The following is a 25,156-nucleotide window of genomic DNA, read 5'->3' as shown; positions in this document are numbered from 1 at the left end:
CCGCCGCGGCGGGCCCCGGGGAACCCCCCCCCCCCCCCCTGGGGGGGGGGCCCCCCCCCGGGGGGGGGGGGGGGGCCTGGCCTGGACGATCGGTTGAGCCAGGCCACGCCCCCTCCGTCATCGCTGCGCGATGCCACCTCCCCCAGAGGGGGAGGATTTTGGTTGAGGTTCAGATCCAAATCCTCCCCGGGACGGGGAGGGGGACCGCCGCCGAAGGCGGTGGTGGAGGGGGCCCGCCGCCAGCACCGCGCGTGTGGCCGGGCCCCCTCCACCATGCTGCGCATGGTCCCCCTCCCCGTCCCGGGGAGGATTTTCAGCGCCTCACTCCGCCTCGAACAAGCCTGCGAGCTGTTCGATGATCGTGCCGCCGAGCTGCTCGACATCCATGATCGTGACCGCGCGCTTGTAGTAGCGCGTCACGTCGTGGCCGATGCCGATGGCGACGAGCTGGACGGGGCTCTGCTTCTCGATCCACTCGATCACTTTGCGCAAGTGGGTTTCCAGATAGCCGGCGTTGTTCACGCTGAGGGTCGAATCGTCGACCGGCGCGCCGTCGGAGATGACCATCAGGATGCGGCGGTCTTCCGGGCGGGCGAGCAGGCGGTTGTGCGCCCAGAGCAGGGCCTCGCCGTCGATGTTCTCCTTCAGCAGGCCTTCGCGCATCATCAGGCCGAGGTTCTTGCGCGCGCGGCGCATCGGCTCGTCGGCCTTCTTGTAGATTATGTGGCGCAGATCGTTGAGCCGGCCGGGCTGCGCGGGCTTGCCGGACGCGAGCCACTTCTCGCGGCCCTGCCCGCCCTTCCAGGCGCGCGTGGTGAAACCGAGGATCTCGACCTTCACGCCGCAGCGCTCGAGCGTGCGGGCGAGGATGTCGGCGCTGATCGCGGCGATCGAGATCGGCCGCCCGCGCATCGAGCCGGAGTTGTCGATCAGCAGCGTGACGACGGTGTCCTTGAACTCCTGCTCGCGCTCGATCTTGTAGCTCAGCGAATGGCCGGGGCTGACGACCACGCGGGCGAGCCGCGCGGCATCGAGCAGGCCTTCTTCCTGGTCGAAGTCCCAGCTGCGGTTCTGCTGCGCCATCAGCCGCCGCTGCAGGCGGTTGGCGAGGCGCGTGACGACGCCCTGGAGGCCGGTGAGCTGGCTGTCGAGGTACGCGCGCAGGCGGTCGAGCTCCTCGAAGTCGCACAGCTCGGTGGCCTCGACGATCTCGTCGAACTCCTCGGTGTAGACTTTGTAGTCGAAGCTTTCGGGCAGCTCGGTCCAGGGCCGGTTCGGGCGGACCGGCATCATCGCCTCGTCGCCTTCGTCGCCGACTTCGCCTTCGGTCATCTCGTCTTCTTGCGGGAGCTGCTGCTCGCCCTCACCGTCCTCGTCGCCTTCGCCCTGTTCGGCGGTGGTCTGCTGCTGGCGCATCTCGTCGCCGGCATCGCCGTCGTCGTCCTCGCCGTCCTGCTCCTCGCCGCCTTCTTCCTCGTCGCCGGTCTCTTCCTCGTCGCCGAGGTCGTCGAACTCGTCGGTGGCGACGAGCTCGAGATGGCGCAGCATGTCGAGCGACAGCGACTGGAACGCCTTCTGGTCGTCGAGCGAGAGCGCCAGCCGCTCGAAATCGTCGCCTATGCGGGACTCGATCGATTCGCGGACCATCTCGACGCCGGCGCGGGCGGACTCGGGGATCGGCTGGCCGGTCAACGCTTCGCGCAGCATCAGCGAGAGCGCGGTCTGCAGAGGCACTTCGTCCTCCCCGCTGGCGCGAGAGATCGGATCGGAGCGGGTGCGGGAGTCGGTCGAAGCCGCGAGGTTCGCGCGCATTCCGGCGTAGTTGTTCTCGCCCAGCGCCTCGTAGCGCGCTTGCTCGATCGCGTCGTAGGCGGCGCGCGCGCCCGGCTCGGTCGGCATGCCGCGCTGGTGCAGCCGCTCGTCATGGTGGCGCAGCTTGAGCGCGAAGCTGTCGGCGAAGCCGCGCGCCTCCCGCGCCTGCTCCGCCGGCAGAGTGCGGCCGGGCATCGGCACGCGCATCGCCTTGCCCTGCATCGCCGGCGCATCCTGCGACCACGAGACTTCCGCCTCCGGCTCCCGCCCAACGGCGCGGGCGGCGCCGGTCAGCGCGAGCTTGAAGCGGTCGAGAGGCGATTCGTCGGCCATGGCTGGGCTATATGGATGGTGGAGCGAGCGTGTCACCCCCGAAGATCCGCGTCGTCCCGGCGAACGCCGGGACCGCTGGCCGCTTGGTCCTGCCCGATGCCAGCGGTCCCGGATCAAGTCCGGGACGACGTGTTTCAGTACGCGCCGGCGCTGCCGAAGACGCCGATCAGGACGGGGTCGTGGGTGGCGGCGGGGTCGGCGCGGATGGTGGCTTCTTCGCGGGCGATCTCGCCCCAGATGACGTTGTCGACCTCGGCGGCGAAGTTGCGGGTCATGGAGGAGACGTCGACGCCGGTGAGGCCGGAGAGGAGCTGCCCCATCAGCGGATCCTCGGCGATCCGGATCGCCTCGCCGATTTCCGGCAGCATGGCGACGATCAGGCGCTCGCCCATTTCCTGGCGCAGGAACGCGGAAGCGGCGGTCGGGCCGCCGCGGATCAGGTCCATGGCGTTGGCGAAGCCGATCGCGCGAACCGTGTCGGCGACGATCGGCGCGGCGCGGTAGGACGCGTCCACCGCGATGTCGGCGAATACGTCCTCGAGCCGCGACTTGAACAGCGGCGAGGTAAGGATGTTGCCGAGCACGTTCCCCCGGCGGCCCAGAAACTGGTCCATGCCGAGCTGGGCCACCTGCTGGTCCCAGAAACCGCCGGGCTGGGTCATGCGGACGAACGCCCGCTCGCTCGACATCACCAGGAGGCGGCGGATCGCCTCGGTAAAGCTGAAGCCCCCGCCATAGCTGGCACAGCCGGGCAGCGTCAGCGCCGTCGCGGCCACGAGCGAGCCGAGGATAAAGCGGCGGCGGTGAAGGACACGGGTTTCGACCATCTCAACAGCTCCAATGTGCGGCGCGCTTGCCGCGCGACCTTTGCGACGCCCATATAGGGCGGTCCCCATGAACCGCGCCCGACTGCTCATCTTCAACGCCGCACTCGGCCCGCTCGACTATCGCGTGCCGGACGGCATGGAGGTGGAGCCGGGCTCGGTCGTGGTCGCCCCGCTCGGACCCCGACAGATCGTCGGCATCGTGTGGGAATCGGAACGGCTGCCGACAAACCCGGTTCCGGACAGCAAGTTACGCCCGCTGCTGGGCGTGCTGCCGGTTCCGCCGCTGCGGGCCGAGCTGCGGCGGCTGATCGAATGGACGGCGGAATACTACTGCGCCTCGCTGGCGTCGGTCGCACGCATGGTGCTGGCGAGCGGCGGCGCGTTGCGCGGCCCGGCGACGATGACCGAATACCGCCTGACCGGCGGAATGCCGGAGCGGATGACCCCGCAGCGGCAGGCGGCGATCGAGGCGCTCGAAGGCGAGCAGGCGACGATCCGCGAACTGGCGAGCATCGCCGGGGTCTCCGAAGGCGTGCTGCGCGGGCTGGTCAACCAGGGCGTGCTGGAGCCGGTCGAGGTCGACTGCGACCGCCCCTATCCCAGCGCCCGCGCCGACTTCTCCGCGCCGGAGCTGAACCCGGACCAGCAGGAGGCCGCCGCGCAGTTCGTAGCCGCGGTAGAGGAAGGCCGTTTCGCCCCGTTCCTGCTCGACGGCGTCACCGGATCGGGCAAGACCGAAGTCTACTTCGAGGCGATGGGCGCGGCGATCGCCGCCGGGCGGCAAGTGCTGGTGCTGCTGCCGGAGATCGCGCTGACCGAGGCGTTCCTGAGGCGCTTCGAGGATCGGTTCGGTGCGGCGCCGGTCGTGTGGCATTCCTCGCTCAAGTCGACCGAGCGCCGCCGCGCCTGGCGGGCGATCGCCGCTGGTGGCGCACAAGTCGTGGTCGGCGCGCGTTCGGCGCTGTTCCTGCCTTATGCCAACCTCGGCCTGATCGTGGTCGACGAGGCGCACGAGATCAGCTTCAAGCAGGACGAAGGCGTGCGCTACAACGCCCGCGACGTGGCCGTGATGCGTGCCCGGTTCGAGCGCATCCCGGTGATCCTGGCCAGCGCCACCCCGGCCCTCGAAAGCCTGCAGATGGCGGAGAGCGGGGTCTACACGAAAGTCGACCTGGCGGACCGCTTCGGCGGGGCGCAACTGCCTTCGATCGACATCCTCAACCTGACGGAAGAGAAGCCGGAGCGTGGCCGATGGCTGGCGCCGCGCTTGGTGGCGGCGATGCGCGAGCGGCTGGAGCGCGGCGAGCAGTCGCTGCTGTTCCTCAACCGCCGCGGCTATGCCCCGCTGACGCTGTGCCGCAACTGCGGGTTCCGCTTCCAGTGCCCCAACTGCAGCGCCTGGCTGGTCGAGCACCGGCTCAGCCGCCGCCTCGCCTGCCACCACTGCGGGCACCAGACCGAGCCGCCGGCCCTGTGCCCGGAATGCGGCGAGCCCGAGTGTCTCGTGGCCTGCGGGCCGGGCGTGGAGCGGATCGCCGACGAAGTGGCCGAAGTGCTCCCCGAAGCGCGAGTGGCGGTGGCGACGAGCGACACGCTCAACTCGCCCGAGAAGGCGGCGGAGTTCGTGGCCAAGGCGGAGGAGCAGCTGATCGACGTGATCGTCGGCACGCAGCTTGTGACCAAGGGGTTCCACTTCCCGGAGCTGACGCTGGTCGGCGTGGTCGATGCCGATCTCGGCCTCGAGGGCGGCGACTTGCGCGCGGCGGAGCGGACGTATCAGCAGATCGCCCAGGTGTCGGGCCGTGCAGGTCGCGGGTCGAAGCCGGGCGAAGTGCTGATCCAGACGCGCCATCCCGAAGCGCCGGTGATCGCCGCCTTGGCTGCGGGAGACCGCGAGGCGTTCTACGAGGCCGAGACCGAGGGCCGCCGCCACGCCGGCGCGCCGCCGTTCGGCCGCTGGGCGGCGATTATCGTCTCGAGCGAGGACGAAGCCGAGGCGCGGGAAGCCGCCAACCGCATCGGCGCGACCCGCCCGCAGCTGGACGACGTGATGATCCTCGGCCCCGCCCCTGCCCCGATGGCCCTGCTGCGTGGCCGCTATCGCTACCGCCTGCTGCTCAACGCCCGGCGCAGCGCCGAAGTGCAGAAGGTGATCCGCGACTGGCTGGGCGCGCTGAGCTTCCCTCAGGGGGTGCGGGTGGCGGTGGACATCGATCCGTACAGCTTCGTGTGAGCGTTGCGCGCTTGGGGGGTCGCGCTTGCGTCCTTCGACAAGCTCAGGACGAACGGATCTTTGTCGAAGAGCCTTACATCTCCCGTTCGTGGTGAGCTTGTCGAACCACGGACGTCGCGCTGCCGTCTCAGGTAGGCTCAGGACGAACGGAGAGGGGTTTTTTGCCCCTTCCTGGAAAAACCATTTCCCGTTCGTGGTGAGCTTGTCGAACCACGGGCGTCGCGGTGCCGTCTCAGGTAGGCTCAGGACGAGCGGGGCTTCTCGCGTTCGAGCAGTTCGCGCTTGATGTCGAGGCCGTAGGCGTAGCCGCCGAGGGAGCCGTCGGAGCGGACGACGCGGTGGCAGGGGATCAGGACCGCTACGTGATTAGCGCCGTTGGCCGAGCCGGCGGCGCGGACTGCGCCAGGGCTGCCGACGGCGGCGGCGATTTCGGCGTAGGAGCGGGTCTCACCGGGGGGGATGCGGCGGAGTTCCTGCCAGACGCGTTCCTGGAAGGCGGTGCCGCGCACGTCGACCGGGATGCCCCGCCCGCTCGCCGGATCCTCGACGGCGGCGATCACGCGCTCCACCAGGGCGCTGAACTCCGCGCCGCCTTCGACCAGCTCGGCTTTCGGGAACAGGCGTTCCAATTCCTCGCGTCCGCGGCCGAAGGAGACGCGGCAGACGCCCTTCTCCGTCGCGGCGACGAGCATCGGGCCGAGGCTGGTGCTCACAACCGCCCAGTTGATGGTCACGCCTTCCCCGCCCCTCGCCCATGCCGACGGCGCCATGCCCAGCTTCCCTTCCATCGAATCGTAGAACCGCGAGGGCGCTTCGAAGCCCGCTTCGTAGATCGCCTCCGTCACCGAGGCGCCGCCGCTCAGGGCCTCGCGGGCGCGCTCCTCGCGCAAGGCGCGGGCATAGGCGGCGGGGGAAAGGCCGGTGGCGCGGGTGAACACCCGCTGGAAGTGGGTCGGGGAATAGCCGACGGCCTCGGCCAGCTCCGCCAGTTGGGGGCGGCCTTCACTCGACTTGATCTCGTCGATCGCGGCCAGGACCGCCGCCTCGTCCCGCGCGACTTCGTCCGGGCGGCAGCGCTTGCAGGGCCGCAGGCCGGCGGCGCGGGCGGCGGCGCCGTCGGCGAAGAAGCGCACGTTGCCGCGCGCGGGATGGCGCGCGGCGCAGGAGGGGCGGCAGTAGATGCCGGTCGTCAGCACGCCGGTGACGAAGCGCCCGTCGAACGAGCGGTCGCGCCGGGTGACGGCGGACCAGGCCTTGTCGGTGTCGATCATGTCCATGCTCCTATAGCGCCCGATGCAATCGGGGGGCCAGTCACTGCGGGGTAGCCCGCCCGGACCGCCCGCGCTTCCCGTCGCTTGCGTTCAAATCGCGGAGTGCCCTAGACGCTTGGCCGATGATCCGCCGCCTGGCCGCCCTGTTCGCATTCCTTGCGCTGCTTTCGCCGATCGCTGCGACGGCGGACCCGGCGGATATCGACGCGGCCGCACGCGGCGTGGTGCGCATCGTGATCGTCGAGCACGAGGGCGATTCCGTGATCGCGGTCTCGCACGGCACCGGCTTCGCCGTCTCGCCCGAGCGGATCGTGACCAATTCGCACGTGATCCAGCAGGCGCAGGACGATCCCAACCTGTTCATCGGCATCGTTCCGTCGGACGGGGAGGAGGCGGTCTATGGCCGGGTGGTCTCGGTCAGCCAACGGAACGACCTGGCACTGATCGCCACGACCAAGGCCATGAACCTGCCGCCGCTGACGATCTCCGGCAATCCGGAGACCAGCAGCGGCGTGGTGACGGCGGTGGGCTACCCGATGAACGTCGACCGGGCGCAGGGCCTGGGCATGGCCGATATCTTCCAGGCGACCCCGCCGGTGAAGGCGACCGGATCGCTGGCCGGACGGCGCCCGAGCCGCCAGTTCGACACCCTGCTGCACACCGCGCCGATCGCCCGCGGCAATTCCGGCGGGCCGCTGGTCGACGAGTGCGGACGGGTGATCGGCGTCAACAGTTTTGGCGCAGAGAGCGGCAGCGCGGAGGCCGAGTTCTACTTCGCGGTATCGAACCGCGAGCTGCTGCCGTTCCTGCGCGCCAACGGCGTCACTCCGCAGATCAACGCGATGCCGTGCCGCAGCCTGGCCGACGTCGACGCGGAAGAACGGCAACGCGCCCAGGCCGCGGCTTCCGCCGAGGAGGCGCGGGCGCGCGCCGAGGAGCAGGCGCTCGCGCGCCGCCGCGACGAAGCGCGGCGCGGAGTGGAGTTCGCGATCCTGGACGAGCGCGACAATGGGCTGGCGCTGGCCATGCTGCTGGTGGTGATCGCTCTCGGCGCCGGCGGCTTTGGGTGGCTGGCGCACGAGCAGGAGGAATCGCGCAAGGGGCGGATCGCCGCGGGCGTCGCGGTGGCGGCGCTGGTCGCCGCCGCCGCCGCCTGGTTCATGCGCCCGCCGTTCACCGAAGTCGAGGAGCGGCTGGCGGACATGCTGCGCGAGGAAATGGCGGCCGACGAGACCGGCGCCATGCCGACTCCCGCAGCGGCCGGGGCGCTCGTCTGCACGCTCGACCCGGCGCGCAGCCGCATCGTCGGCGCCGCCAGCGAGACCGTGCCGTTCGAGTGGAGCAGCGACGGCTGCGTCAACGGCCGCACGCAATACGGGCTGCAAGGCGGCGCCTGGAGCCGGGTGTTCGTCCCGGCCGACGAATCCCACGTATCCGTCAACCGCTTCGACCCCGCGACCGGCGAGTACCGCATGGAGCGCTATCTGCTCAGCCGCGAGGAACTGGCCCAGGTCCGCGACGCCCGCCGCGCCTACGAGCCGCCCGCCTGCTCCGCCGGAGAGGACGCCGCGCAAGAACTCGGCGCGCGCCAGGCCGCGATCCTGTCGCTCCTGCCGGACCAGCCGAACGAGCGGCTGGTCTACGGTTGCAAGGCGGCGGAGTAGCCGCCCGGTTTCTCCCCTTCCGTAATGCTGAACTCGTTTCAGCATCCATGTCTCCGCCGGGACCGGTGCGCGTGGACGGGCACCAGCGGCCCCGCCCTGCCCACGAGCAAGCTCCGCCCCAGCGGCGGAATGGGCCCTGAAACGAGTTCAGGGTGACGAGGAGGGAAAGAGGGTGACGCTCCCTTCTTTCAAGTTCAGGGTGACGAGGAGGGACAGCGGGCCGCTCCCTTCTTCACCTACTCCCCAATTCCCGTCATGCTGAACTCGTTTCAGCATCCATCGCTCCGCCGGGACCGGTGTCCTCGGACAGGGACGAGCGGCGCCGCCAAGCCCATGGGCGAGCTCCGCCCCAGCGGCGGAATGGGCCCTGAAACGAGTTCAGGGTGACGAGGAGGGAAAGAGGGTGGCGCCCCCTTCATCACCTCCCTTCCCAATTTCGTCATGCTGAACTCGTTTCAGCATCCATCGCTCCGCCGGGACCGGGGTGCCCGGACAGGAACGGGCGGCCCCGCCCTACCCACGAGCAAGCTCCGCCCCAGCGGCGGAATGGGCCCTGAAACGAGTTCAGGGTGACGGGGGATGGGCTGGGTCGTGAGTGAAATCCACCCTAACCCACACCCCGGGAGAACCCTTAGCCGGAGTCGGGTTGCATAGTAGGAAAGCGGGTGATAGGGGCGCGCCAGCCTTGCGGGGGCCGCTTCTGCGTGCCCGTTACGGCAGGCAAATATTCTGTTCCTTCGGAGCCAAGAGGACCCCTTCGCGTGGAGATTTCCGCCGGTATCAAGGCCAGCCTGGCAGGGCGTTACGCCAGTGCCCTGTTCGATCTCGCCAGCGAGGCCGGGACCGTCACGGCGGTCGAATCCGATCTCGACAGGCTGCAGGCCGCGCTCGCCGAATCGGCCGAGCTGCGCGCGCTCATCCGCAACCCGGAAGTGAGCCGCGAGCAGATCGGCCGCGTGGTGGCCGGCATCGGCGCCCACCTGGGCATGGCCGAGCTGACCAAGAACTTCCTCGGCGTGCTGGCGGAAAACCGCCGCGTGGCCGAGCTGCCGGCGATGATTCGGGCGTTCCACGCGATCGCCGCCGCCCAGCGCGGCGAAGTCAGCGCCGAAGTCACCAGCGCCCACGCGCTCACCGACGAGCAGATCACCGCTCTCGAGCAGAAGCTCCGCGCCCGCGAGGGCCGCACCGTGCAGCTCAAGACCAGCGTCGACCCCGACCTTCTCGGCGGGCTCGTCGTCACCGTAGGCTCCAAGCGGATCGACGGATCGATCCGCACTCGTCTCAATTCGCTCGCCCAGGCCATGAAGGGCTGATGAAAGGCTAAGTAATGGAAATCCGCGCCGCAGAAATCTCCAAGGTCATCAAGGACCAGATCGCCAACTTCGGTACCGATGCGGAAGTCAGCGAAGTCGGCAGCGTGCTGTCGGTCGGTGACGGCATCGCCCGCATTCACGGTCTCGACAAGGTCCAGGCCGGCGAGATGGTGGAGTTCGCCAACGGCGTGCAGGGCATGGCCCTGAACCTCGAAGCCGACAACGTCGGCGTCGTGATCTTCGGCTCCGACGCCGAGATCAAGGAAGGCGACAGCGTCAAGCGCACCGGCACCATCGTGGACGTGCCCGTCGGCAAGGGCCTGCTCGGCCGCGTCGTCGACGCGCTCGGCAATCCGATCGACGGCAAGGGCCCGATCGTGGACGTGAACCGCATGCGCGTCGAAGTGAAGGCCCCGGGCATCATCCCGCGCAAGTCGGTGCACGAGCCCGTGCAGACCGGCCTCAAGGCCATCGACGCCCTCGTGCCCGTAGGCCGCGGCCAGCGCGAGCTGATCATCGGCGACCGCCAGACCGGCAAGTCCGCCGTGGCGATCGACACGTTCATCAACCAGAAGCAGGCCAACGCCGGCACCGACGAGAGCAAGAAGCTCTACTGCATCTACGTCGCAGTCGGCCAGAAGCGCTCGACCGTGGCGCAGCTCGTCCGCACGCTGGAAGAGAACGGCGCGATGGAATATTCCATCATCGTCGCCGCGACCGCTTCGGAGCCTGCTCCGCTGCAGTACCTCGCGCCCTACACCGGCTGCGCGATGGGCGAGTTCTTCCGCGACAACGGCATGCACGCCGTGATCGTGTATGACGACCTTTCCAAGCAGGCGGTGGCCTACCGCCAGATGTCGCTGCTGCTGCGCCGCCCGCCGGGCCGCGAAGCCTACCCGGGCGACGTGTTCTACCTGCACTCGCGCCTGCTCGAGCGTGCGGCGAAGATGAACGAAGCGAGCGGCGGCGGGTCGCTGACCGCCCTGCCGATCATCGAGACGCAGGCCGGCGACGTTTCGGCCTACATCCCGACGAACGTGATCTCGATCACCGACGGGCAGATCTTCCTGGAGACCAACTTGTTCTTCCAGGGCATCCGCCCGGCGATCAACGTCGGTCTTTCGGTCAGCCGCGTCGGCGGCGCCGCGCAGACCAAGGCGATGAAGAAGGTCTCCGGCTCGATCAAGCTGGAGCTGGCGCAGTACCGCGAAATGGCGGCCTTCGCCCAGTTCGGTTCGGACCTCGACGCTTCGACCCAGAAGCTGCTCAACCGCGGTGCGCGCCTGACCGAACTGCTCAAGCAGCCGCAGTTCAGCCCGATGCCGTTCGAAGAGCAGACCGTGTCGATCTTCGCCGGCACCAACGGCTATCTCGACACCGTTCCGGTGGAGCGCGTGACCGAGTATGAGTCGGCCATGCTGTCCTTCATGCGCTCGGACCATGCCGACGTCCTCACGCTGATCCGCGACAGCCGCGACTTCGGCGACGAGGCCAAGCAGAAGACCAAGGCGGCCCTGGACGCGTTCGCCAAGCAGTTCGCTTAAGGGGTAATCAACCTGAACCGTCGCCCTGAACCCGGTTCAGGGTCCATCTTTCCGGATGGCACTACGCGTGAGGCAAAATGGATGCTGGAGCCTGTCCAGCATGACGAACAAGGAATGAGTTAGGGCAGCAATGGCAAGCCTCAAGGAACTCAAAGGTCGGATCAACTCGGTCAAGTCGACCCAGAAGATCACCAAGGCCAAGCAGATGGTCGCCGCGGCGAAGCTGCGCAAGGCGCAGGCCGCGGCCGAAGCCGCGCGTCCTTATGCGGAGCGCCTGAGCACCGTGATGGGCAGCGTGGCCGGCAAGATCGCCGGGCAGGACAATGCCCCGCTGCTGCTGCGCGGCACCGGCGCCGACCAGCGCCACCTGCTGGTCGTGGCCAACAGCGACAAGGGCCTGGCTGGCGCGTTCAACTCGAACATCGTCCGCGCCGCGCTGAGCAAGGCCCGCGAGCTGCGCGAGCAGGGCAAGGACGTCGAGTTCTACCTGATCGGCCGCAAGGGCCGCGCGCCGATCCGCCGCGCGTTCCCCAGCAACATCGGCAAGATGTTCGACACGACCGACGTGCGCGAGCCCGGCTTCAACGAAGCCGAGCGCGTGGCCACCGAGCTGATGGAGATGTTCGAGGCGGGCAAGTTCGACGTCGCCCACTTGTTCTTCAGCCGGTTCAAGTCGGCCCTCGCCCAGATCCCGACCGAGCAGCAGATCATCCCCGTGCCTGCTCCCAAGGTCGCCGCGGCCAGCGATGCCGCGGTCGAGTACGAGCCGGACGAGGAGGAAATCCTCGCCGAGCTGCTGCCGCGTTATCTCAAGACGCAGATATTCGGCGCACTGCTGGAGAACCAGGCCAGCGAACAGGGCGCGTCCATGACCGCGATGGACAACGCGACCCGCAATGCCGGCGAGCTGATCAAGAAGCTCACCATCCAGTACAACCGCAGCCGCCAGGCCGCGATCACCACCGAACTCATCGAGATCATTGCCGGCGCGGAAGCGCTGTAAGCAGAAGTTATCGGAGCCGTAGTACCGTGAAGAAGATTGTCCTGATCACCGCCCTGCTCGCCCTCGCGGCCTGCGATTCGGAAGCCTCCGAGCCCGCACCGGTCGCCACCCCGGTTCCGGTCGCCGCGCCGACGCCGACCCTCCCGGCGCCGAACGAGGCCGTTTTCGCCGAAGCTTACGCCAAGGCTTGCCCCTCCGCCGAGCCGGTGAGCACTTCGCTGTGCCGTTCCAAGGGCTTCGGCCAGGAAGGCTTCGTCTGCGAATACGGCCTGGGCGACGACGAACACCGCCGGAACAAGACCGAGCTCGCTCCCGGTGACGGTGAGTGGGTCATCGATGCCGAGGCCGCCTGCGCTGCCAAGTGACGCGATCTAACTAGTCAGGAAATTCCAATGGCCACCGCACCCGTGCTCAACCAAACCACCAACGGCACCATCGCCCAGGTCATCGGCGCCGTCGTCGACGTGAGCTTCCCCGGCGAGCTGCCGGCGATTCTCACCGCGCTGGAGACCGACAACAACGGCAACCGCCTGGTGCTCGAAGTCGCCCAGCATCTTGGCGAGAACACCGTCCGCTGCATCGCTATGGACGGTACCGACGGCCTCACCCGGGGCCAGGAAGTCGTCAACACCGGCGCACAGATCTCCGTGCCGGTCGGCCCGAAGACGCTCGGCCGCATCCTCAACGTGATCGGCGAGCCGATCGACGAGCGCGGTCCGGTCAATGCCGACCGGCGCGCGCCGATCCACGCCGAGGCACCGGCCTTCGTCGACCAGTCAACCGAAAGCGCCATCCTCGTCACCGGCATCAAGGTCATCGACCTGCTCGCGCCTTATGCGCGCGGCGGCAAGATCGGCCTGTTCGGCGGCGCCGGTGTGGGCAAGACCGTGCTGATCCAGGAGTTGATCAACAACATCGCGAAAGGCCACGGCGGCGTTTCCGTGTTCGCCGGCGTGGGTGAGCGCACCCGCGAAGGCAACGACCTCTACCACGAGTTCCTCGACGCCGGCGTCATCGCCAAGGACGCCGACGGCAACGCCACCAGCGAAGGCTCCAAGGTTGCTCTCGTGTTCGGCCAGATGAACGAGCCGCCGGGCGCCCGCGCCCGCGTCGCGCTCTCGGGCCTGACGATGGCCGAATACTTCCGCGACGAGGAAGGCCAGGACGTGCTGTTCTTCGTCGACAACATCTTCCGCTTCACCCAGGCGGGTTCGGAAGTGTCGGCGCTGCTCGGCCGCATTCCCTCGGCGGTGGGCTACCAGCCGACCCTGTCGACCGACATGGGCAACCTGCAGGAACGCATCACCTCGACCAACAAGGGCTCGATCACCTCGGTCCAGGCGATCTACGTGCCGGCCGACGACCTTACCGACCCGGCGCCTGCCACCTCGTTCGCCCACCTCGACGCGACGACCACGCTGAACCGCGCGATCTCCGAACTGGGCATCTACCCTGCGGTCGATCCGCTGGACTCGACCAGCCGCGTTCTCGAACCGCGGATCGTCGGCCAGGAGCACTACGAAACGGCTCGTAAGGTCCAGGAAACGCTGCAGAAGTACAAGAGCCTGCAGGACATCATCGCCATCCTGGGCATGGACGAGCTGTCGGAAGAGGACAAGATCACCGTGGCCCGTGCCCGGAAGATCCAGCGCTTCCTCAGCCAGCCGTTCCACGTGGCCGAAGTGTTCACCAACATCCCCGGCAAGTTCGTGCAGCTCGAAGACACCGTGAAGTCGTTCAAGGCGGTGGTCGACGGCGAGTACGACCACCTGCCGGAAGCGGCCTTCTACATGGTCGGCGGCATCGAAGAAGCCGTCGAGAAGGCCAAGAAGATGGCCGACGAGGCCTGAGCACCGTGAGCCCCTCCTCTTCGGAGGAGGGGTATCGGGTGGGCCACTTGCCCGCCCGCGAACACTGACCCACCCCCGACCCCTCCCGCAAGCGGGAGGGGGGAGAATGAGATGGCACTGCACTTCGAACTCGTGACCCCGGTGAAGCTGATCCGCTCCGAAGAGGTCCACATGGTGGTGGTCCCCGGCGCCGAGGGCGAGTTCGGCGTGCTGGAGGGCCACGCGCCCTTCATGTCCACCATCCGCGACGGCGCCGTCCAGGTCTACAAGACCGCCGGCTCCGCCCCCGAGACCATCGAAGTCCGCGGCGGCTTCGCCGAAGTCGGCGAGAACGGCCTCACCGTGCTGGCGGAGCACGTCGAAGGCTGAGAATACCCCTAATGCCCGTTCGTCCTGAGCTTGTCGAAGGACGTTCACCTCCAAATCCGTTATGCTGAACTCGTTTCAGCACCCATCGCTCCGCCGAGACCGGCGTGCTCGCACGGGCACGAACGGTCCCGTCGTGCCTGTGTGCAGCTTCCGCCCCAGCGGCGGAATGGGCCCTGAAACGAGTTCAGGGTGACGGGGATGGGTGTGTGGGACTCGCCTACCTGCCCTGACCCTGCCCCTGCCCTGCATCCGCCCCCCGTTCGTCCTGAGCTCGTCAAAGGACCTCCCCCTCCCCCACTTTCGTCATGCTGAACTCGTTTCAGCACCCATCGCTCCGCCGGGACCGGCGTGCTCGCACGGGCACGAACGGTCCCGTCGTGCCTGCGGGCGGCTCCCGCCCCAGCGGCGAAATGGGCCCTGAAACGAGTTCAGGGTGACGGGGATGGGTGTCTGGGACTCGCCTACCTGCCCTGCCCCTGCCCCGCATCCGCCCCCCGTTCGTCCTGAGCTCGTCGAAGGACCTCCCCCTCCCCCACTTTCGTCATGCTGAACTCGTTTCAGCACCCATCGCTCCGCCGGGGCCGGCGTGCTCGCACGGGCACGAGCGGGCCCGGCGTGCCTGCGGGCGGCTCCCGCTCCAGCGGCGCAATCGGACCTGAAACGAGTTCAGGGTGACGATGGTGGGGTGTGTCAGGGTTGCGAGGTTGGGTCACGAGGGGGGTGACGAGGATGGACTGACGCTTCCCTCCGTCTGTGGCCCCGCTATGCTGCCGGCATAACGACACCGGGGGATCGGAATGAGCGCGTTGCAGGCCTTGCGGAAGGTGCCGCTCGCGGCGTGGATCGTCGGCGGGCTTGCGATCGGCGTGATCGGCGGGCTGGCGCTGCCGGGGCCTGGGCGTGCCGAGTGGAGCGACGCGGTGGTCGCTGCGGCGGGGGTGATCGGCAAGCTGTGGCTGGCGGCGCTGCAGATGACGATCCTGCCGCTGGTGTTCGCGCTGCTTTCGACCACGTTCATCCGCTCGGCGGGGCTGGCCGAGGGTACCGGGATCGCGCGCCGGACGGTCCTGGTGATCGCGGCGCTGTACGTGCTCGGCATAGCGGTCGGCGTGGCTCTGGCGCCGGCGCTGCTGGCGCTCTGGCCGATCAGCCCCGAGATGGCCGAGGCCCTGCGCGGTACGGGCGGCGCTCCGGTCGAGGCGGCCCGCCTGCCGGTCGCCGATATGATCCTAGGCATGGTTCCGTCCAACATCGTCGCCGCCGCCGCGGGAGGATCGCTGTTGCCGGTGGTGTTCTTCGCGATCGTCTTCGGCGCGGCGCTGACCCGGATCGACGAGCACAAGCGCGCCCCAATGGCGGCGGTGCTGACCGGGTTGGCGGAGGCGATGTTCGTGCTCATCGGCTGGGTTCTCGCCCTCGCCCCGATCGGTGTCGCCGGGCTGATCCTCGTCACCGCGAACACCCACGGCACTGCCGTGCTGCTCGGCCTGGCGCATTATGTGCTGCTCTACATCGCGATCGTCCTCGCGCTGACCGCCTGCGCCTATGCGGTGGCGGTGCTGTTCGGCCGGGTACGGCTGGGCGCCTTCGCCAGGGCGGTGCTGCCGACGCAAGTGGTCGCTTTCGGAACGCAGAGCTCGCTCGCCTGCCTGCCGCTGATCCTACGATCGGCCACGAGGCTCGGCGTGCGCGAGCACTCCGCCGATATCTCGGTGCCGTTGGCGGTTTCGCTGCTGCGGGTCAGCTCCCCGGCCTCGAGCATCTTCTATGGGGCCTACGGCGCGATCGTGTACGGCCTGCCATACGGCATCGCGTTGCTGCTGGCTGCGGGCGTGCTCAAGACCCTGATCGAGGTCGGCTCGGTCGGCATCCCGGGCCAGGCGACGATGGTCGCGACCGCCGCGCCGGTGCTGGCGCTGTTCGGTATCCCGCTTGAGTTCTTAGCCCTTATCCTGGTGGTGGAGACCCTGCCGGACCTGTTCAAGACCGTCTGCAACGTCACGATGGATACTGCGGCGGCGGCCGTTGTCGATCGCGATCGGGAACCACTGGCCCGCTAGCAGCGCCGTAAGGGAGAAAATTAACCATCCTGCCTCCACAAGCGCGTTCGAAACTGCGCAAGGGTGGATGTTGGCTTCTGTAGGCACGATGGTTCGCAGCGGCCGCCGGCTGCATGCGATCCCGCGACTGGGGGACTGGCCGGCGTTTGCCGTGCTTGCGCTGGTCGTGCTCGCCACGCGCGCGCTCTGGTTCGGCGATCCGGTGGCCGACTTCGACGAGCAGCTCTATTCCTTCATCGGCTGGCGAATGACCCAGGGCGACCTGCCCTATGCCGACCTTTGGGACCGCAAGCCATTCGGCCTGTTCGCGATATACGCCCTCGCCCACTGGCTGTTCGGTCCAGAAGCGATCGCCTACCAGCTCGTCGCCGCCGCGTCGGCCTTCGCCGGGGCGATCCTGGTATTCGCGCTCTCGAGGCAACTGGTCGACCGGGTCTCCGCGACTTTCGCCGGGTCGCTGTACCTGATGCTCATGGCGCTTTACGGCAGCCAGTCGGGGCAGAGCGAGATCTTCCACACCCCGCTGATGCTGGGGATGCTGTGGCTGGTGCGCGACTGGCGGCGGCCCGACGCCGTCGGGCGAGCTGCTTTCGCCATGCTCCTCGGCGGAATTGCGCTGCAGGTGAAATACACCGTCCTGCCGCAATGCGCCTTCTTCGGCGCCTATGCCCTCTACGGCCAGTGGCGCAGCGGTGCCGGGTTGCCGAGGCTCGCCGGCCTGGCGGTTTCGTTTGCCGCCCTCGGCGTGCTGCCGACCGCGCTCGTCGGCGCGCTCTACGCTCTCTGGGGCCAGTTCGACGCCTTCTGGTTCGCCAACTTCGTCTCGTTCTTCGATCGCATCCCGGCCGGACGCTTCCACCGCGCACACCTCACCGGGCTGTACCCGCTCGCGGTGCCGGCGGCCCTGGGGCTCTACGCTGCGCTGCGCCTCAACCAGCCGCGCGACTGGCCGACGTACGGTCTCTTCGCAGGCTGGACGCTCTCCACGATCGGCACGGTGTTGCTGCCGGGAACCGTCTACATCTACTACTATGCCGCGCTGGCGCCGTGCGTAGTGCTTCTGGTGCTGCCGCTGATCGATCTCAGGATCCGGTTCGGGATCGTCGCGGCGATGCTGATGGTGATCGGCCCCGGCAGGCTTCTCGACCTTCCGGATCGTTATGCCTATTCGCAGACCGAACGGCGCGTCGCCGCCCGGCTGTCCGCGGCAATCGCGCCCCATGTCGACGCAAAACGGGATTGCCTCTACGTGTTCGATGGGCCGACTGCTCTTTACCGGACCACCGGCACATGCCTGCCGACCCGCTTCATCTACCCCGACCACCTCAACAACGCGCTCGAGAGCGGCTCGCTGGGAGTGAGCCAGACGGAGGAACTCGCCCGGATCCTCGCTACGCGCCCGGGGGTGATCGTCACCGCGGACGACCCGGTGACGATCCAACGGGAGGAGAGCCTGGCGTTGGTCACCGCAGCGGTGTGGGCCGACTACCGCCCCTTGATCACCGCGTCGCTGCACGACCGCGGCATCACCGCCTGGGTTCGCCGCGACCTCAGCCCGACTTGACTCAAAGCACCGGCTTGACCGGTTCCTTCATCCGGCCCGCGTACCACAAGTACAGCCCCGAGCCGATGATGATCGAGGCGCCGAGCAGCGAGGTGAGGTCGGGTCGGTCGCCGAAGAACGTCCAGCCGAGCACGACGGCCATGAGCAGCTGGCCGTACGTCATCGGCGCAACGGTCCCCGCCCCGGCTTTCACCGTGCCCATGAAGATCAGCCACTGGGCGAGCGTGGCGCTGAGGCCGATGAACACGCAGCGGGCAACGACGCTCCAGTGCGGCCATTGCAGCGTGAACCCCTCGACCCCGCTGAAGTGGCCGGCGACCGTCACCACCGCCAGGAAGATCATGGCCGTGACCGACATGTAGTACTGCATCGCCAGGATGCTGGCCCGGCCGGTCACCGCGCGGTTGGCGATGATCGTGACCGCCATGCCGGCCGCGCCCAGGAGCGGCAGCAGCGCGCCCCAGCCGGCGATCGCGAAGTTCGGCCGCAGGACAATGAACACCCCGCCGAACGCGACCAGCGTCGCGATCCAGGTCGAGAGCTTGGCCCGTTCCCCCAGCAGCGCCCAGGCGAGCAGGGCGGTGATCATCGGCTGGGTGAAGAAGATGCTCGTCGCTTCCGCCAAGGGCATGATCCACACCCCCAGGAACATGCCGACGGCCGAGAGACTGATGGCGACGCCGCGGACCCAGTGCAGCTTGTCACGCGGCAGGGCCAGCGCGGCCTTCCCTTCGTAGCGGGCGAGCAGGACCGCGAGCAGGATCGTGCCGGCGACGTAGCGGGTCGCGGCCATGGCCGGGGCCGGCCAGTCGCCCGCCATGCCTTTGATGATCGCATCGCCGATCGACAGCGTGCAGAAGCCGGCGAGAGCATAAAGCAGGCCGGCCCGGTCGGTGTTTTGCATTGAAGAAATGTGCTCCCGGCGGTGTCCGCGCCCCGCTTAAGGCGCGGCTGCGCGGCGGGCAATGGCGCGCTTGCGAGACGGGACGGCGCGTAGGGAGCGCAGCCCGCTCTTTAGACAAAATCAAGCTTTGCAATTTATTCACCAAGTTGGGCGAAGAGATCGGCGGGAGTGCGCAGAGGTGCGTGTCCATCCATGAGTTACCACTGGTGAGGACGGGAATGAGCGCTTTCGGACGCAAGAACGGTGTAGGCGGCATGGCTCCGGGCGCCCGCCCGAGCTTCGGCGTCGCCCGCCCGATGAAGGGCGGCCCCGCGATGCCGCCGAGCGAGCCGGTCCCCGCCCCGGGAGGCGATCAATTCCCGCCGCTGCCCGGCAGCAATGGCGGCGCGCCCGACAAGGGCGACGCGATGAGCCGCCTGTCGGACCGCGCCAACAGCGTCCACGAGCAGCTCGAGATCGGCGGCTTCGAAGCCAGCGTCCACAAGATCAAGGAGCAGGTGCTTCCCCGCCTGCTCGAGCGCGTCGATCCGGAAGCGGCCTCCACGCTGACCAAGGAAGAGCTGTCGGAGGAATTCCGGCCGATCATCATGGAAGTGCTGGCCGAGCTCAAGGTCACGCTCAACCGGCGCGAGCAGTTCGCGCTGGAGAAAGTGCTGATCGACGAGCTGCTGGGCTTCGGCCCGCTCGAAGAGCTGCTCGGCGATCCGGACGTGACCGACATCATGGTCAACGGCCCGGACCAGACTTACATCGAAAAGAAGGGCAAGCTGACCCTCGCGCCGATCCGCTTCCGCGACGAGCAGCATCTGTTCCAGATCGCCCAGCGCATCGTCAACCAGGTCGGCCGCCGCGTCGACCAGACCACGCCGCTGGCCGACGCTCGCCTCAAGGACGGCAGCCGCGTCAACGTGATCGTCCCGCCGCTCAGCTTGCGCGGCACGGCGATCTCGATCCGCAAGTTCTCCGAAAAGCCGATCACCATCGACATGCTGCGCGACTTCGGATCGATGAGCGACAAGATGGCGACATGCCTGAAGATCGCCGGCGCCAGCCGGATGAACGTCGTCATCTCCGGCGGTACCGGTTCGGGCAAGACGACCATGCTCAACGCCCTGTCGAAGATGATCGACCCGGGCGAGCGCGTGCTGACGATCGAGGATGCGGCCGAGCTGCGCCTGCAGCAGCCGCACTGGCTGCCGCTGGAAACCCGCCCGCCGAACCTGGAGGGCCAAGGCGCCATCACCATCGGCGACCTGGTCAAGAACGCGCTGCGTATGCGCCCGGACCGGATCATCCTGGGCGAAATCCGCGGCGCGGAATGCTTCGACCTGCTCGCGGCGATGAACACCGGCCACGACGGATCGATGTGTACGCTGCACGCCAACAGCCCGCGCGAGTGCCTCGGCCGCATGGAAAACATGATCCTGATGGGCGACATCAAGATCCCCAAGGAGGCGATCAGCCGCCAGATCGCGGAATCGGTCGACCTCATCGTCCAGGTCAAGCGCCTGCGCGACGGCTCCCGCCGCACGACCAACATCACCGAAGTGATCGGCATGGAAGGCGACGTGATCGTCACCCAGGAGCTGTTCAACTTCGAGTACCTGGACGAGAGCGACGACGGGAAGATCATCGGCGAGTTCCGCTCCTCCGGCCTGCGCCCCTACACACTCGAAAAAGCCCGCCAGTTCGGCTTCGACCAAGCCTACCTCGAAGCCTGCCTCTGACACCCCGCTCCTCCCCCTCTGGGGGAGGTGGCAGCGCGAAGCGCTGACGGAGGGGCGCGGCGTGGTGCTGGCGTTCGTCCAGGCCAAGCCCCCTCCACCACCGCCTTCGGCGGCGGTCCCCCTCCCCCAGAGGGGGAGGATTTTTGGGCGGAACCGAAACAGCTGAGATCCTCCCCTTGCAGGGGAGGATCTTCTAGCCGGCGACCCAGCCTTTTACTGCTACAGTGAGCAGGCTGACACCTACCACAGCCCCCATCAGGAAGATCGGGGTCCAGGGGACCCAGCCGACGGCGTCGATGCGCTTGCGGCGGAGGCGGCGGCGGTCGGCGACGAGTGCGATCAGCGCCAGCAGCAGCAGAAAGCCGCCCAGCAGGCCGACGAGCGTGGCGTCGCTGGCGAAACGGAAGAAATCGAGCAGCCCCTTCATCGGCGGCGATATGGAACCTGCCGGGCGCGGGGACAATCCTCACCCGCGCGACGACCGCGCTTGATCCCACGGGCCAGCCGCTTATGGCAGCGCCGTGGATGCGACCCCCGCCCGGCCCCGCCCGCTTCTCGCGCTGCTGATCCGCCTCGGGGCCATTGCCGCGCTGGCGACGATGGCGGCGCTGATCAAGCTGGCTTCCGAACGCGGAATCCACCTGCTGGAGATCCTGTTCTGGCGCCAGGCGATCACCATCCCGCTGCTGCTGGCCTATGTCTCCGCCACGGGTGGCCTGGCGATGCTCGCCACGAAGCGCCCGCGCACCCATGCGGTGCGGGCGACTTACGGCATGATCGGGATGGTCCTCAACTTCGGCGGGGTGATCCTGCTGCCTCTGGCCGAAGCGACAACGATGAATTTTACCGCGCCGATCTGGGCGGTGATCCTCTCGACCCTGCTGCTCAAGGAGAAAGTGGGCCTGTGGCGCTGGTCGGCGGTGCTGTTCGGGTTCGCAGGCGTGCTGCTGATCGCCCAGCCCGGGAGCGGCCACATCCCGCTCTACGGCGCGCTGGTGGCGATCGGCGGCGCATTCATGATCGCGCTGATTTCGATCCAGCTCGCCGACCTGGGCCGCACCGACAAGCCGCTGACGATCGTGTTCTGGTTCGCCGCCCTCAGCACTCCGGTAATGGCGCTGTCCCTCCCGTTCGTGTTCCAGCCGCACGATACCACCGGTTGGCTGCTCCTGCTGGCGATCGGCCTGGCCGGAACGGCCGGGCAACTGCTGCTCACCGCCGCGCTGCGCTTCGGCGCCGTCGCCAGCGTGATCGTGATGGACTATTCGGCGCTGGTCTGGGCGACGCTGTACGGCTGGCTGTTCTGGCAGGTCCTGCCGCCGTCGAGCACCTGGCTCGGCGCCCCGCTGATCATCGCCGCGGGCCTCGTGATCGCCTGGCGGGAGCACCGCTTGTCGCGGCCATCGCTGCGCGATGTGGCGCGGGTGGAAGGAACCTAACCCGGCAGCACGGGTTTCGTCCTTCGATCGTTCGTCAGGAACAGTCGAAAGGAACAAGATTATGGTTCGCAAACTTTTCCTCGCCCTCACCGTGAGCGCGTTCGCGCTGACCGCCGCCGCCTGCAACACCGTCAAGGGTGCCGGCGAAGACATTCAGTCTGTTGGTGAGGCCGGCGACGAGGCTATTTGACACCCGTTCCGTTAGGGAAGGGTGATTCGATGAAGAAACTGATCGTTGTAGTGCTGGCCGGCAGCCTCTGCTTCACCGCAGCGGCCTGCAATGCCGTCAAGGGCCTGGGCCGGGACATCGAGTCCGTCGGTCAGGCCGGCGACCGGGCCTTGTAACATCGCAGCCTTTCGAGGCTGGAAGCGCCCGCCGGACCGTTCCGGCGGGCGTTTTTATGCGGCGCCGTCGAAGCGGCGGGCGGCGCGCAGGATCGAATCGTTGTCGTGAACGAAAGTGCCGCGGGCTTTCTCCCGCGCGAACTGCAGGGCCGCGCGCGCCACGGAGCGCGCGTCGATCGAGCGGAGATGCCGCCGGCCGCCGCCGAGGAACAGATCGGTCAGCGGGCTGGCGAGGATCGCCAGGCGCTCGCCGCGCCGCCGGTCTTCGCCGCGCGGGCCGCGCAGCAGTCCCGGCCGCAGGATGTCGAGCCGGTGGAAGCCGAGCTGGCGCGCCGCCGCTTCGACTTCGCCCTTCACACGAAGGTAGAAAGCCCGGCTGGCGCGATCGGCGCCTACCGAGGAGACGAGCACGAAGTTGCGCGCACCCGCGCCGCGCGCCGCCCGCGCCACGCGCAGCACGAGTTCCTCGTCGACCGCGCGGAACGCCGCCTCGACCTCTCCGGCCTTGCGCCAGGTAGTGCCGAGGGCGCAGATCGCGGCATCGGGTGCGACCGCCGCGACGGAAGTCCCCCACTCCGCGGGCTCGGCGACGAGCATCTCCATCCGCGCGCCGGGCGGCAGCGGCGCTTCGCGGCGGGTCAGGGCGATCAGGCGCAAGTCCTCGCGCCCGACCCCCGCCTCCATCGTTCGCGTGCCGACGAGGCCGGTCGCGCCGACCAGCAGCACGCGTTTCGGCTCAGACATTCGAGAGTCCCTCGGGCAACGTTCCGAATATCTCGGCGTAGCGCTCGATGGCGTAGCGGTCCGTCATGCCGGCGATGAAGTCGGCCATATGGCGGCTGCGATCCGGCTCGCTGTCCGGCAGCGCTGCAAGCCATTGATCCGGCAGGCGCTTCGGGTCCTGCTGGTACGCCGCATAGAGCTGCGCGATCACCTCGCGCGCGCGGTCCGCGGTCCGCTTCTGCCGCTCATGATGATAGAGGTTGGCATACATGAAGCGCTTCAGGCTGCGCTCCTGCTCGGCCATCATCGGCGAGAATGCGGCGATCGGCCCGAGCGCGTTGCGGATTTCCTCGGCCGAACCGACGTCGGCGAGGTTCGCCCGGGTGGCTTCGATCACGTCGTTGACCATTAGCCCGATCTGGCCGCGCACCAGTTCGCGCAGCAGCGCCGCGCGCGAGGCGCCGTGAAAGCGGGTTTCGACCGCGCGCCATTGCTCGGCGACGAAGTCGAGCTCGAGCAGTTGCTCGAGGTCGAGATAGCCGGCCCGCAGCCCATCATCGATGTCGTGGTTGTCGTAGGCGATATCGTCGGCCAGCGCCGCGACCTGGGCCTCCAGCGAAGGCTGGGTGCCGAGCTCCAGCGGGAACGCCTCGTCCAGTTCCGCCAGCGCCCAGCCAGGCTTCGCCACGGGGCCGTTATGCTTCGCCAGGCCCTCCAGCACTTCCCAGCTCAGGTTGAGGCCCGGATAGCCGCAGTACGGGCTGTCGAGCCGCATCAGCGTGCGCAGGCAGTGGGCGTTGTGGTCGAACCCGCCGTGGGCCTCCAGCGCCGCGGAGAGCGCGTCCTCGCCCGGGTGGCCGAACGGCGGGTGGCCGATGTCGTGGGCGAGGCAGAGTGCTTCGGTGAGGTCCTCGTCCAGGCCGAGGGCGCGGGCGATCACGCGGCCGATCTGCGCCACTTCCAGGCTGTGGGTCAGGCGAACGCGGTAATGATCGCCATCGGGCGCGATGAAGACCTGGGTCTTGCCGGCCAGGCGGCGGAAGGCGATCGAATGGAGAATGCGGTCGCGGTCGCGCTGGAACTCGCTGCGCGGGCCGCGCGGCCCCACCCGATCCTCGGCGAACTCACGCCCGCGCGAGGCTTGCGGATCGGAAGCGTATGGGGCGCGGATCATCCCGGCGCGGGTTACGGGCGATGCGCCCGCTTGACAACGGGAACGGGTGGGGAACGCGGCGGCGTGGTACTGCGGACCGCGAGCGACGTTTGCGCTTCCACCCCCCCCAACCCCCTCCTCTAAAGAGGAGGGGGCTATACACATCTTCCCCCTCCTCTTCAGAGGAGGGGCGCGAGACTTGGTGAGCCGAAGGCGAACCTAGTCGCAGCGGGGTGGTGCTGCGGCAGGCGAAACGTTGCACGGCGCCGCCACCACCCCCGGCCCCTCCTCTGAAGAGGAGGGGAGAGAGTGGTTACTCGATCTCGCCCAGGATCCAGGCGGCGGCCTTGTCGGCATGGATGCGGGTGCTGTCGTAGATCGGCAGGACGTTGGCATCGACGTCGACGATCTGGTCGAGCTCGGTGCAGGCGAGCACGATGGCCTTGGCGCCTTCCTGTTCCTTCACGGTGATGATCGTCTTCAGCGCGCGTTCGGCGTCGCGGGTCGCCTTGCCGACCATGAGCTGCTCGTAGATGATCTCGTCGAGCGTCTCGACGTTCTTCATGTCCGGCGGCAGCAGGTCGACGCCGTGGGCGACGAGCCGGCGGCGGTAGAAGCTCTCCGTCATCACGTTGCGCGTGCCGATCAGCGCGGCGGTGTCGACCCCGTCGGCCGCCATGCGCTCGCCGACGCACTCGGCGATGTGGAAGATCGGCAAGGAGACGGACGCGGCCACTTTGTCGTAGACTTTGTGCATCGAGTTGGCGGCGATGATCAGCGCGCCCGCGCCGGCCGCTTCGAGCCGCTGGGCCGACTCCGACAGCACGGCCGCCGCGCGGTCCCATTCGTCCTGGTCCTGCAGGCGGTAGAGCAGCTGGAAATCGAGGCTCTCGATCAGCAGCGGAGCGCTCGACCGGCGGTCGGTCTTCGCCTGGATCGTGGTGTTGATGGCGGTGTAGTAAGTGCTGGTCGAAACCCAGCTCATGCCCCCGATAAGGCCCAGTTTACGCAATGATATG

General features: G+C 68.3%; 22 protein-coding genes. 14 read left to right on the top strand and 8 right to left on the bottom strand.

Features of this window, described 5'->3' with window-relative positions:
* Window positions 1–321 precede the first annotated feature (321 nt).
* Together cobT and GRI75_RS13995 are read right to left on the bottom strand one after the other, a co-directional pair.
* A complete protein-coding gene (gene cobT / locus GRI75_RS14000; protein ID WP_160747622.1) occupies window positions 322–2,145 on the bottom strand; it encodes a cobaltochelatase subunit CobT in 1,824 nt (607 codons plus the stop codon).
* Between the two features lie 134 nt (window positions 2,146–2,279).
* The gene (locus tag GRI75_RS13995) at window positions 2,280–2,972 is read right to left on the bottom strand and encodes a DUF4197 domain-containing protein (protein ID WP_160747621.1); all 693 of its coding nucleotides are present in this window, start codon (window positions 2,970–2,972) and stop codon (window positions 2,280–2,282) included.
* A gap of 67 nt (window positions 2,973–3,039) precedes the next feature.
* On the opposite strand from GRI75_RS13995, the gene GRI75_RS13990 reads away from it, so the two are divergent.
* Window positions 3,040–5,205: a primosomal protein N' gene (locus GRI75_RS13990; RefSeq protein ID WP_160747620.1), complete on the top strand. Its 2,166-nt coding sequence runs from the start codon at window positions 3,040–3,042 to the stop codon at window positions 5,203–5,205.
* A gap of 242 nt (window positions 5,206–5,447) precedes the next feature.
* On the opposite strand, the gene ada is transcribed toward GRI75_RS13990, so the two are convergent.
* Window positions 5,448–6,476, bottom strand: coding sequence for a bifunctional DNA-binding transcriptional regulator/O6-methylguanine-DNA methyltransferase Ada (ada, locus tag GRI75_RS13985; protein WP_407925149.1), 1,029 nt, complete (start codon window positions 6,474–6,476; stop codon window positions 5,448–5,450).
* Window positions 6,477–6,598: 122 nt separating this feature from the next.
* Between ada and GRI75_RS13980 the strand changes: the two genes are divergently transcribed.
* From GRI75_RS13980 to GRI75_RS13940, 9 genes are all read left to right on the top strand, one after another.
* The gene (locus tag GRI75_RS13980; protein WP_160747618.1) at window positions 6,599–8,140 is read left to right on the top strand and encodes a S1C family serine protease; all 1,542 of its coding nucleotides are present in this window, start codon (window positions 6,599–6,601) and stop codon (window positions 8,138–8,140) included.
* A gap of 761 nt (window positions 8,141–8,901) precedes the next feature.
* Window positions 8,902–9,456: a F0F1 ATP synthase subunit delta gene (locus GRI75_RS13975; RefSeq protein WP_160747617.1), complete on the top strand. Its 555-nt coding sequence runs from the start codon at window positions 8,902–8,904 to the stop codon at window positions 9,454–9,456.
* Between the two features lie 14 nt (window positions 9,457–9,470).
* On the top strand, window positions 9,471–11,000 hold the full coding sequence (gene atpA / locus GRI75_RS13970; RefSeq protein WP_160747616.1) for a F0F1 ATP synthase subunit alpha: 1,530 nt from the start codon (window positions 9,471–9,473) through the stop codon (window positions 10,998–11,000).
* A gap of 130 nt (window positions 11,001–11,130) precedes the next feature.
* Window positions 11,131–12,003, top strand: coding sequence for a F0F1 ATP synthase subunit gamma (locus GRI75_RS13965; protein ID WP_160747615.1), 873 nt, complete (start codon window positions 11,131–11,133; stop codon window positions 12,001–12,003).
* Window positions 12,004–12,029: 26 nt separating this feature from the next.
* Window positions 12,030–12,368: a hypothetical protein gene (locus GRI75_RS13960; protein WP_160747614.1), complete on the top strand. Its 339-nt coding sequence runs from the start codon at window positions 12,030–12,032 to the stop codon at window positions 12,366–12,368.
* Between the two features lie 27 nt (window positions 12,369–12,395).
* On the top strand, window positions 12,396–13,853 hold the full coding sequence (gene atpD / locus GRI75_RS13955) for a F0F1 ATP synthase subunit beta (protein ID WP_160747613.1): 1,458 nt from the start codon (window positions 12,396–12,398) through the stop codon (window positions 13,851–13,853).
* Between the two features lie 111 nt (window positions 13,854–13,964).
* Complete coding sequence (locus tag GRI75_RS13950; RefSeq protein ID WP_160747612.1) at window positions 13,965–14,222, top strand: ATP synthase F1 subunit epsilon; 258 nt, start codon at window positions 13,965–13,967, stop codon at window positions 14,220–14,222.
* 797 nt (window positions 14,223–15,019) lie between these two features.
* A complete protein-coding gene (locus GRI75_RS13945) occupies window positions 15,020–16,282 on the top strand; it encodes a dicarboxylate/amino acid:cation symporter (protein ID WP_160747611.1) in 1,263 nt (420 codons plus the stop codon).
* 67 nt (window positions 16,283–16,349) lie between these two features.
* Window positions 16,350–17,846 carry an ArnT family glycosyltransferase gene (locus GRI75_RS13940; RefSeq protein WP_160747610.1) on the top strand — a complete coding sequence of 499 codons (1,497 nt, stop codon included), beginning with the start codon at window positions 16,350–16,352 and terminating at the stop codon, window positions 17,844–17,846.
* A 1-nt stretch (window position 17,847) separates the two neighbouring features.
* Here GRI75_RS13940 and GRI75_RS13935 read toward each other — a convergent pair whose 3' ends face one another.
* Complete coding sequence (locus tag GRI75_RS13935) at window positions 17,848–18,750, bottom strand: DMT family transporter (protein ID WP_160747609.1); 903 nt, start codon at window positions 18,748–18,750, stop codon at window positions 17,848–17,850.
* Between the two features lie 218 nt (window positions 18,751–18,968).
* On the opposite strand from GRI75_RS13935, the gene GRI75_RS13930 reads away from it, so the two are divergent.
* Window positions 18,969–20,477 carry a CpaF family protein gene (locus GRI75_RS13930; RefSeq protein WP_160747608.1) on the top strand — a complete coding sequence of 503 codons (1,509 nt, stop codon included), beginning with the start codon at window positions 18,969–18,971 and terminating at the stop codon, window positions 20,475–20,477.
* 193 nt (window positions 20,478–20,670) lie between these two features.
* Here GRI75_RS13930 and GRI75_RS13925 read toward each other — a convergent pair whose 3' ends face one another.
* Entirely contained in the window at window positions 20,671–20,904 is a 234-nt protein-coding gene (locus GRI75_RS13925) for a hypothetical protein (RefSeq protein WP_160747607.1), read from the bottom strand.
* Between the two features lie 94 nt (window positions 20,905–20,998).
* On the opposite strand from GRI75_RS13925, the gene GRI75_RS13920 reads away from it, so the two are divergent.
* The 3 genes from GRI75_RS13920 to GRI75_RS13910 all read left to right on the top strand — a co-directional run bounded on the left by GRI75_RS13920 (window position 20,999) and on the right by GRI75_RS13910 (window position 22,261).
* On the top strand, window positions 20,999–21,916 hold the full coding sequence (locus GRI75_RS13920) for a DMT family transporter (protein ID WP_160747606.1): 918 nt from the start codon (window positions 20,999–21,001) through the stop codon (window positions 21,914–21,916).
* Between the two features lie 61 nt (window positions 21,917–21,977).
* Window positions 21,978–22,106, top strand: coding sequence for an entericidin A/B family lipoprotein (locus GRI75_RS13915; protein ID WP_160747605.1), 129 nt, complete (start codon window positions 21,978–21,980; stop codon window positions 22,104–22,106).
* A 29-nt stretch (window positions 22,107–22,135) separates the two neighbouring features.
* Window positions 22,136–22,261, top strand: a complete 126-nt coding sequence (locus tag GRI75_RS13910) for an entericidin A/B family lipoprotein (protein WP_160747604.1) — start codon at window positions 22,136–22,138, stop codon at window positions 22,259–22,261.
* A 54-nt stretch (window positions 22,262–22,315) separates the two neighbouring features.
* Here the strand turns inward: GRI75_RS13910 and GRI75_RS13905 are convergent, their stop codons facing one another.
* The 3 genes from GRI75_RS13905 to GRI75_RS13895 all read right to left on the bottom strand — a co-directional run bounded on the left by GRI75_RS13905 (window position 22,316) and on the right by GRI75_RS13895 (window position 25,149).
* On the bottom strand, window positions 22,316–23,005 hold the full coding sequence (locus GRI75_RS13905) for an NAD(P)H-binding protein (protein ID WP_160747603.1): 690 nt from the start codon (window positions 23,003–23,005) through the stop codon (window positions 22,316–22,318).
* Window positions 22,998–24,158 carry a deoxyguanosinetriphosphate triphosphohydrolase gene (locus GRI75_RS13900; RefSeq protein WP_160747602.1) on the bottom strand — a complete coding sequence of 387 codons (1,161 nt, stop codon included), beginning with the start codon at window positions 24,156–24,158 and terminating at the stop codon, window positions 22,998–23,000. The genes GRI75_RS13905 and GRI75_RS13900 overlap by 8 nt, the downstream gene beginning before the upstream one ends.
* A gap of 292 nt (window positions 24,159–24,450) precedes the next feature.
* A complete protein-coding gene (locus GRI75_RS13895) occupies window positions 24,451–25,149 on the bottom strand; it encodes an aspartate/glutamate racemase family protein (protein ID WP_160747601.1) in 699 nt (232 codons plus the stop codon).
* Window positions 25,150–25,156 lie beyond the last annotated feature (7 nt).

Source organism: Croceibacterium soli (assembly GCF_009828065.1).
GTDB lineage: Bacteria > Pseudomonadota > Alphaproteobacteria > Sphingomonadales > Sphingomonadaceae > Croceibacterium_B > Croceibacterium_B soli.
Note: the sequence above shows the minus strand (reverse complement) of the source record. Positions and strands in the feature narration are given on the sequence as shown.

Excerpts from the sequence above, each read along its gene's own strand:
- GRI75_RS13900 (WP_160747602.1), bottom strand. The coding sequence starts at position 24,158 with ATGATCCGCGCCCCATACGCTTCCGATCCGCAAGCCTCGCGCGGGCGT.
- GRI75_RS13905 (WP_160747603.1), bottom strand. The coding sequence starts at position 23,005 with ATGTCTGAGCCGAAACGCGTGCTGCTGGTCGGCGCGACCGGCCTCGTC.
- ada (WP_407925149.1), bottom strand. The coding sequence starts at position 6,476 with ATGATCGACACCGACAAGGCCTGGTCCGCCGTCACCCGGCGCGACCGC.
- GRI75_RS13925 (WP_160747607.1), bottom strand. The coding sequence starts at position 20,904 with ATGAAGGGGCTGCTCGATTTCTTCCGTTTCGCCAGCGACGCCACGCTC.
- GRI75_RS13915 (WP_160747605.1), top strand. The coding sequence starts at position 21,978 with ATGGTTCGCAAACTTTTCCTCGCCCTCACCGTGAGCGCGTTCGCGCTG.
- atpA (WP_160747616.1), top strand. The coding sequence starts at position 9,471 with ATGGAAATCCGCGCCGCAGAAATCTCCAAGGTCATCAAGGACCAGATC.
- GRI75_RS13930 (WP_160747608.1), top strand. The coding sequence starts at position 18,969 with ATGAGCGCTTTCGGACGCAAGAACGGTGTAGGCGGCATGGCTCCGGGC.
- GRI75_RS13910 (WP_160747604.1), top strand. The coding sequence starts at position 22,136 with ATGAAGAAACTGATCGTTGTAGTGCTGGCCGGCAGCCTCTGCTTCACC.
- GRI75_RS13945 (WP_160747611.1), top strand. The coding sequence starts at position 15,020 with ATGAGCGCGTTGCAGGCCTTGCGGAAGGTGCCGCTCGCGGCGTGGATC.
- GRI75_RS13940 (WP_160747610.1), top strand. The coding sequence starts at position 16,350 with ATGTTGGCTTCTGTAGGCACGATGGTTCGCAGCGGCCGCCGGCTGCAT.
- cobT (WP_160747622.1), bottom strand. The coding sequence starts at position 2,145 with ATGGCCGACGAATCGCCTCTCGACCGCTTCAAGCTCGCGCTGACCGGC.
- GRI75_RS13950 (WP_160747612.1), top strand. The coding sequence starts at position 13,965 with ATGGCACTGCACTTCGAACTCGTGACCCCGGTGAAGCTGATCCGCTCC.
- GRI75_RS13935 (WP_160747609.1), bottom strand. The coding sequence starts at position 18,750 with ATGCAAAACACCGACCGGGCCGGCCTGCTTTATGCTCTCGCCGGCTTC.
- GRI75_RS13990 (WP_160747620.1), top strand. The coding sequence starts at position 3,040 with ATGAACCGCGCCCGACTGCTCATCTTCAACGCCGCACTCGGCCCGCTC.
- GRI75_RS13995 (WP_160747621.1), bottom strand. The coding sequence starts at position 2,972 with ATGGTCGAAACCCGTGTCCTTCACCGCCGCCGCTTTATCCTCGGCTCG.
- atpD (WP_160747613.1), top strand. The coding sequence starts at position 12,396 with ATGGCCACCGCACCCGTGCTCAACCAAACCACCAACGGCACCATCGCC.
- GRI75_RS13965 (WP_160747615.1), top strand. The coding sequence starts at position 11,131 with ATGGCAAGCCTCAAGGAACTCAAAGGTCGGATCAACTCGGTCAAGTCG.
- GRI75_RS13980 (WP_160747618.1), top strand. The coding sequence starts at position 6,599 with ATGATCCGCCGCCTGGCCGCCCTGTTCGCATTCCTTGCGCTGCTTTCG.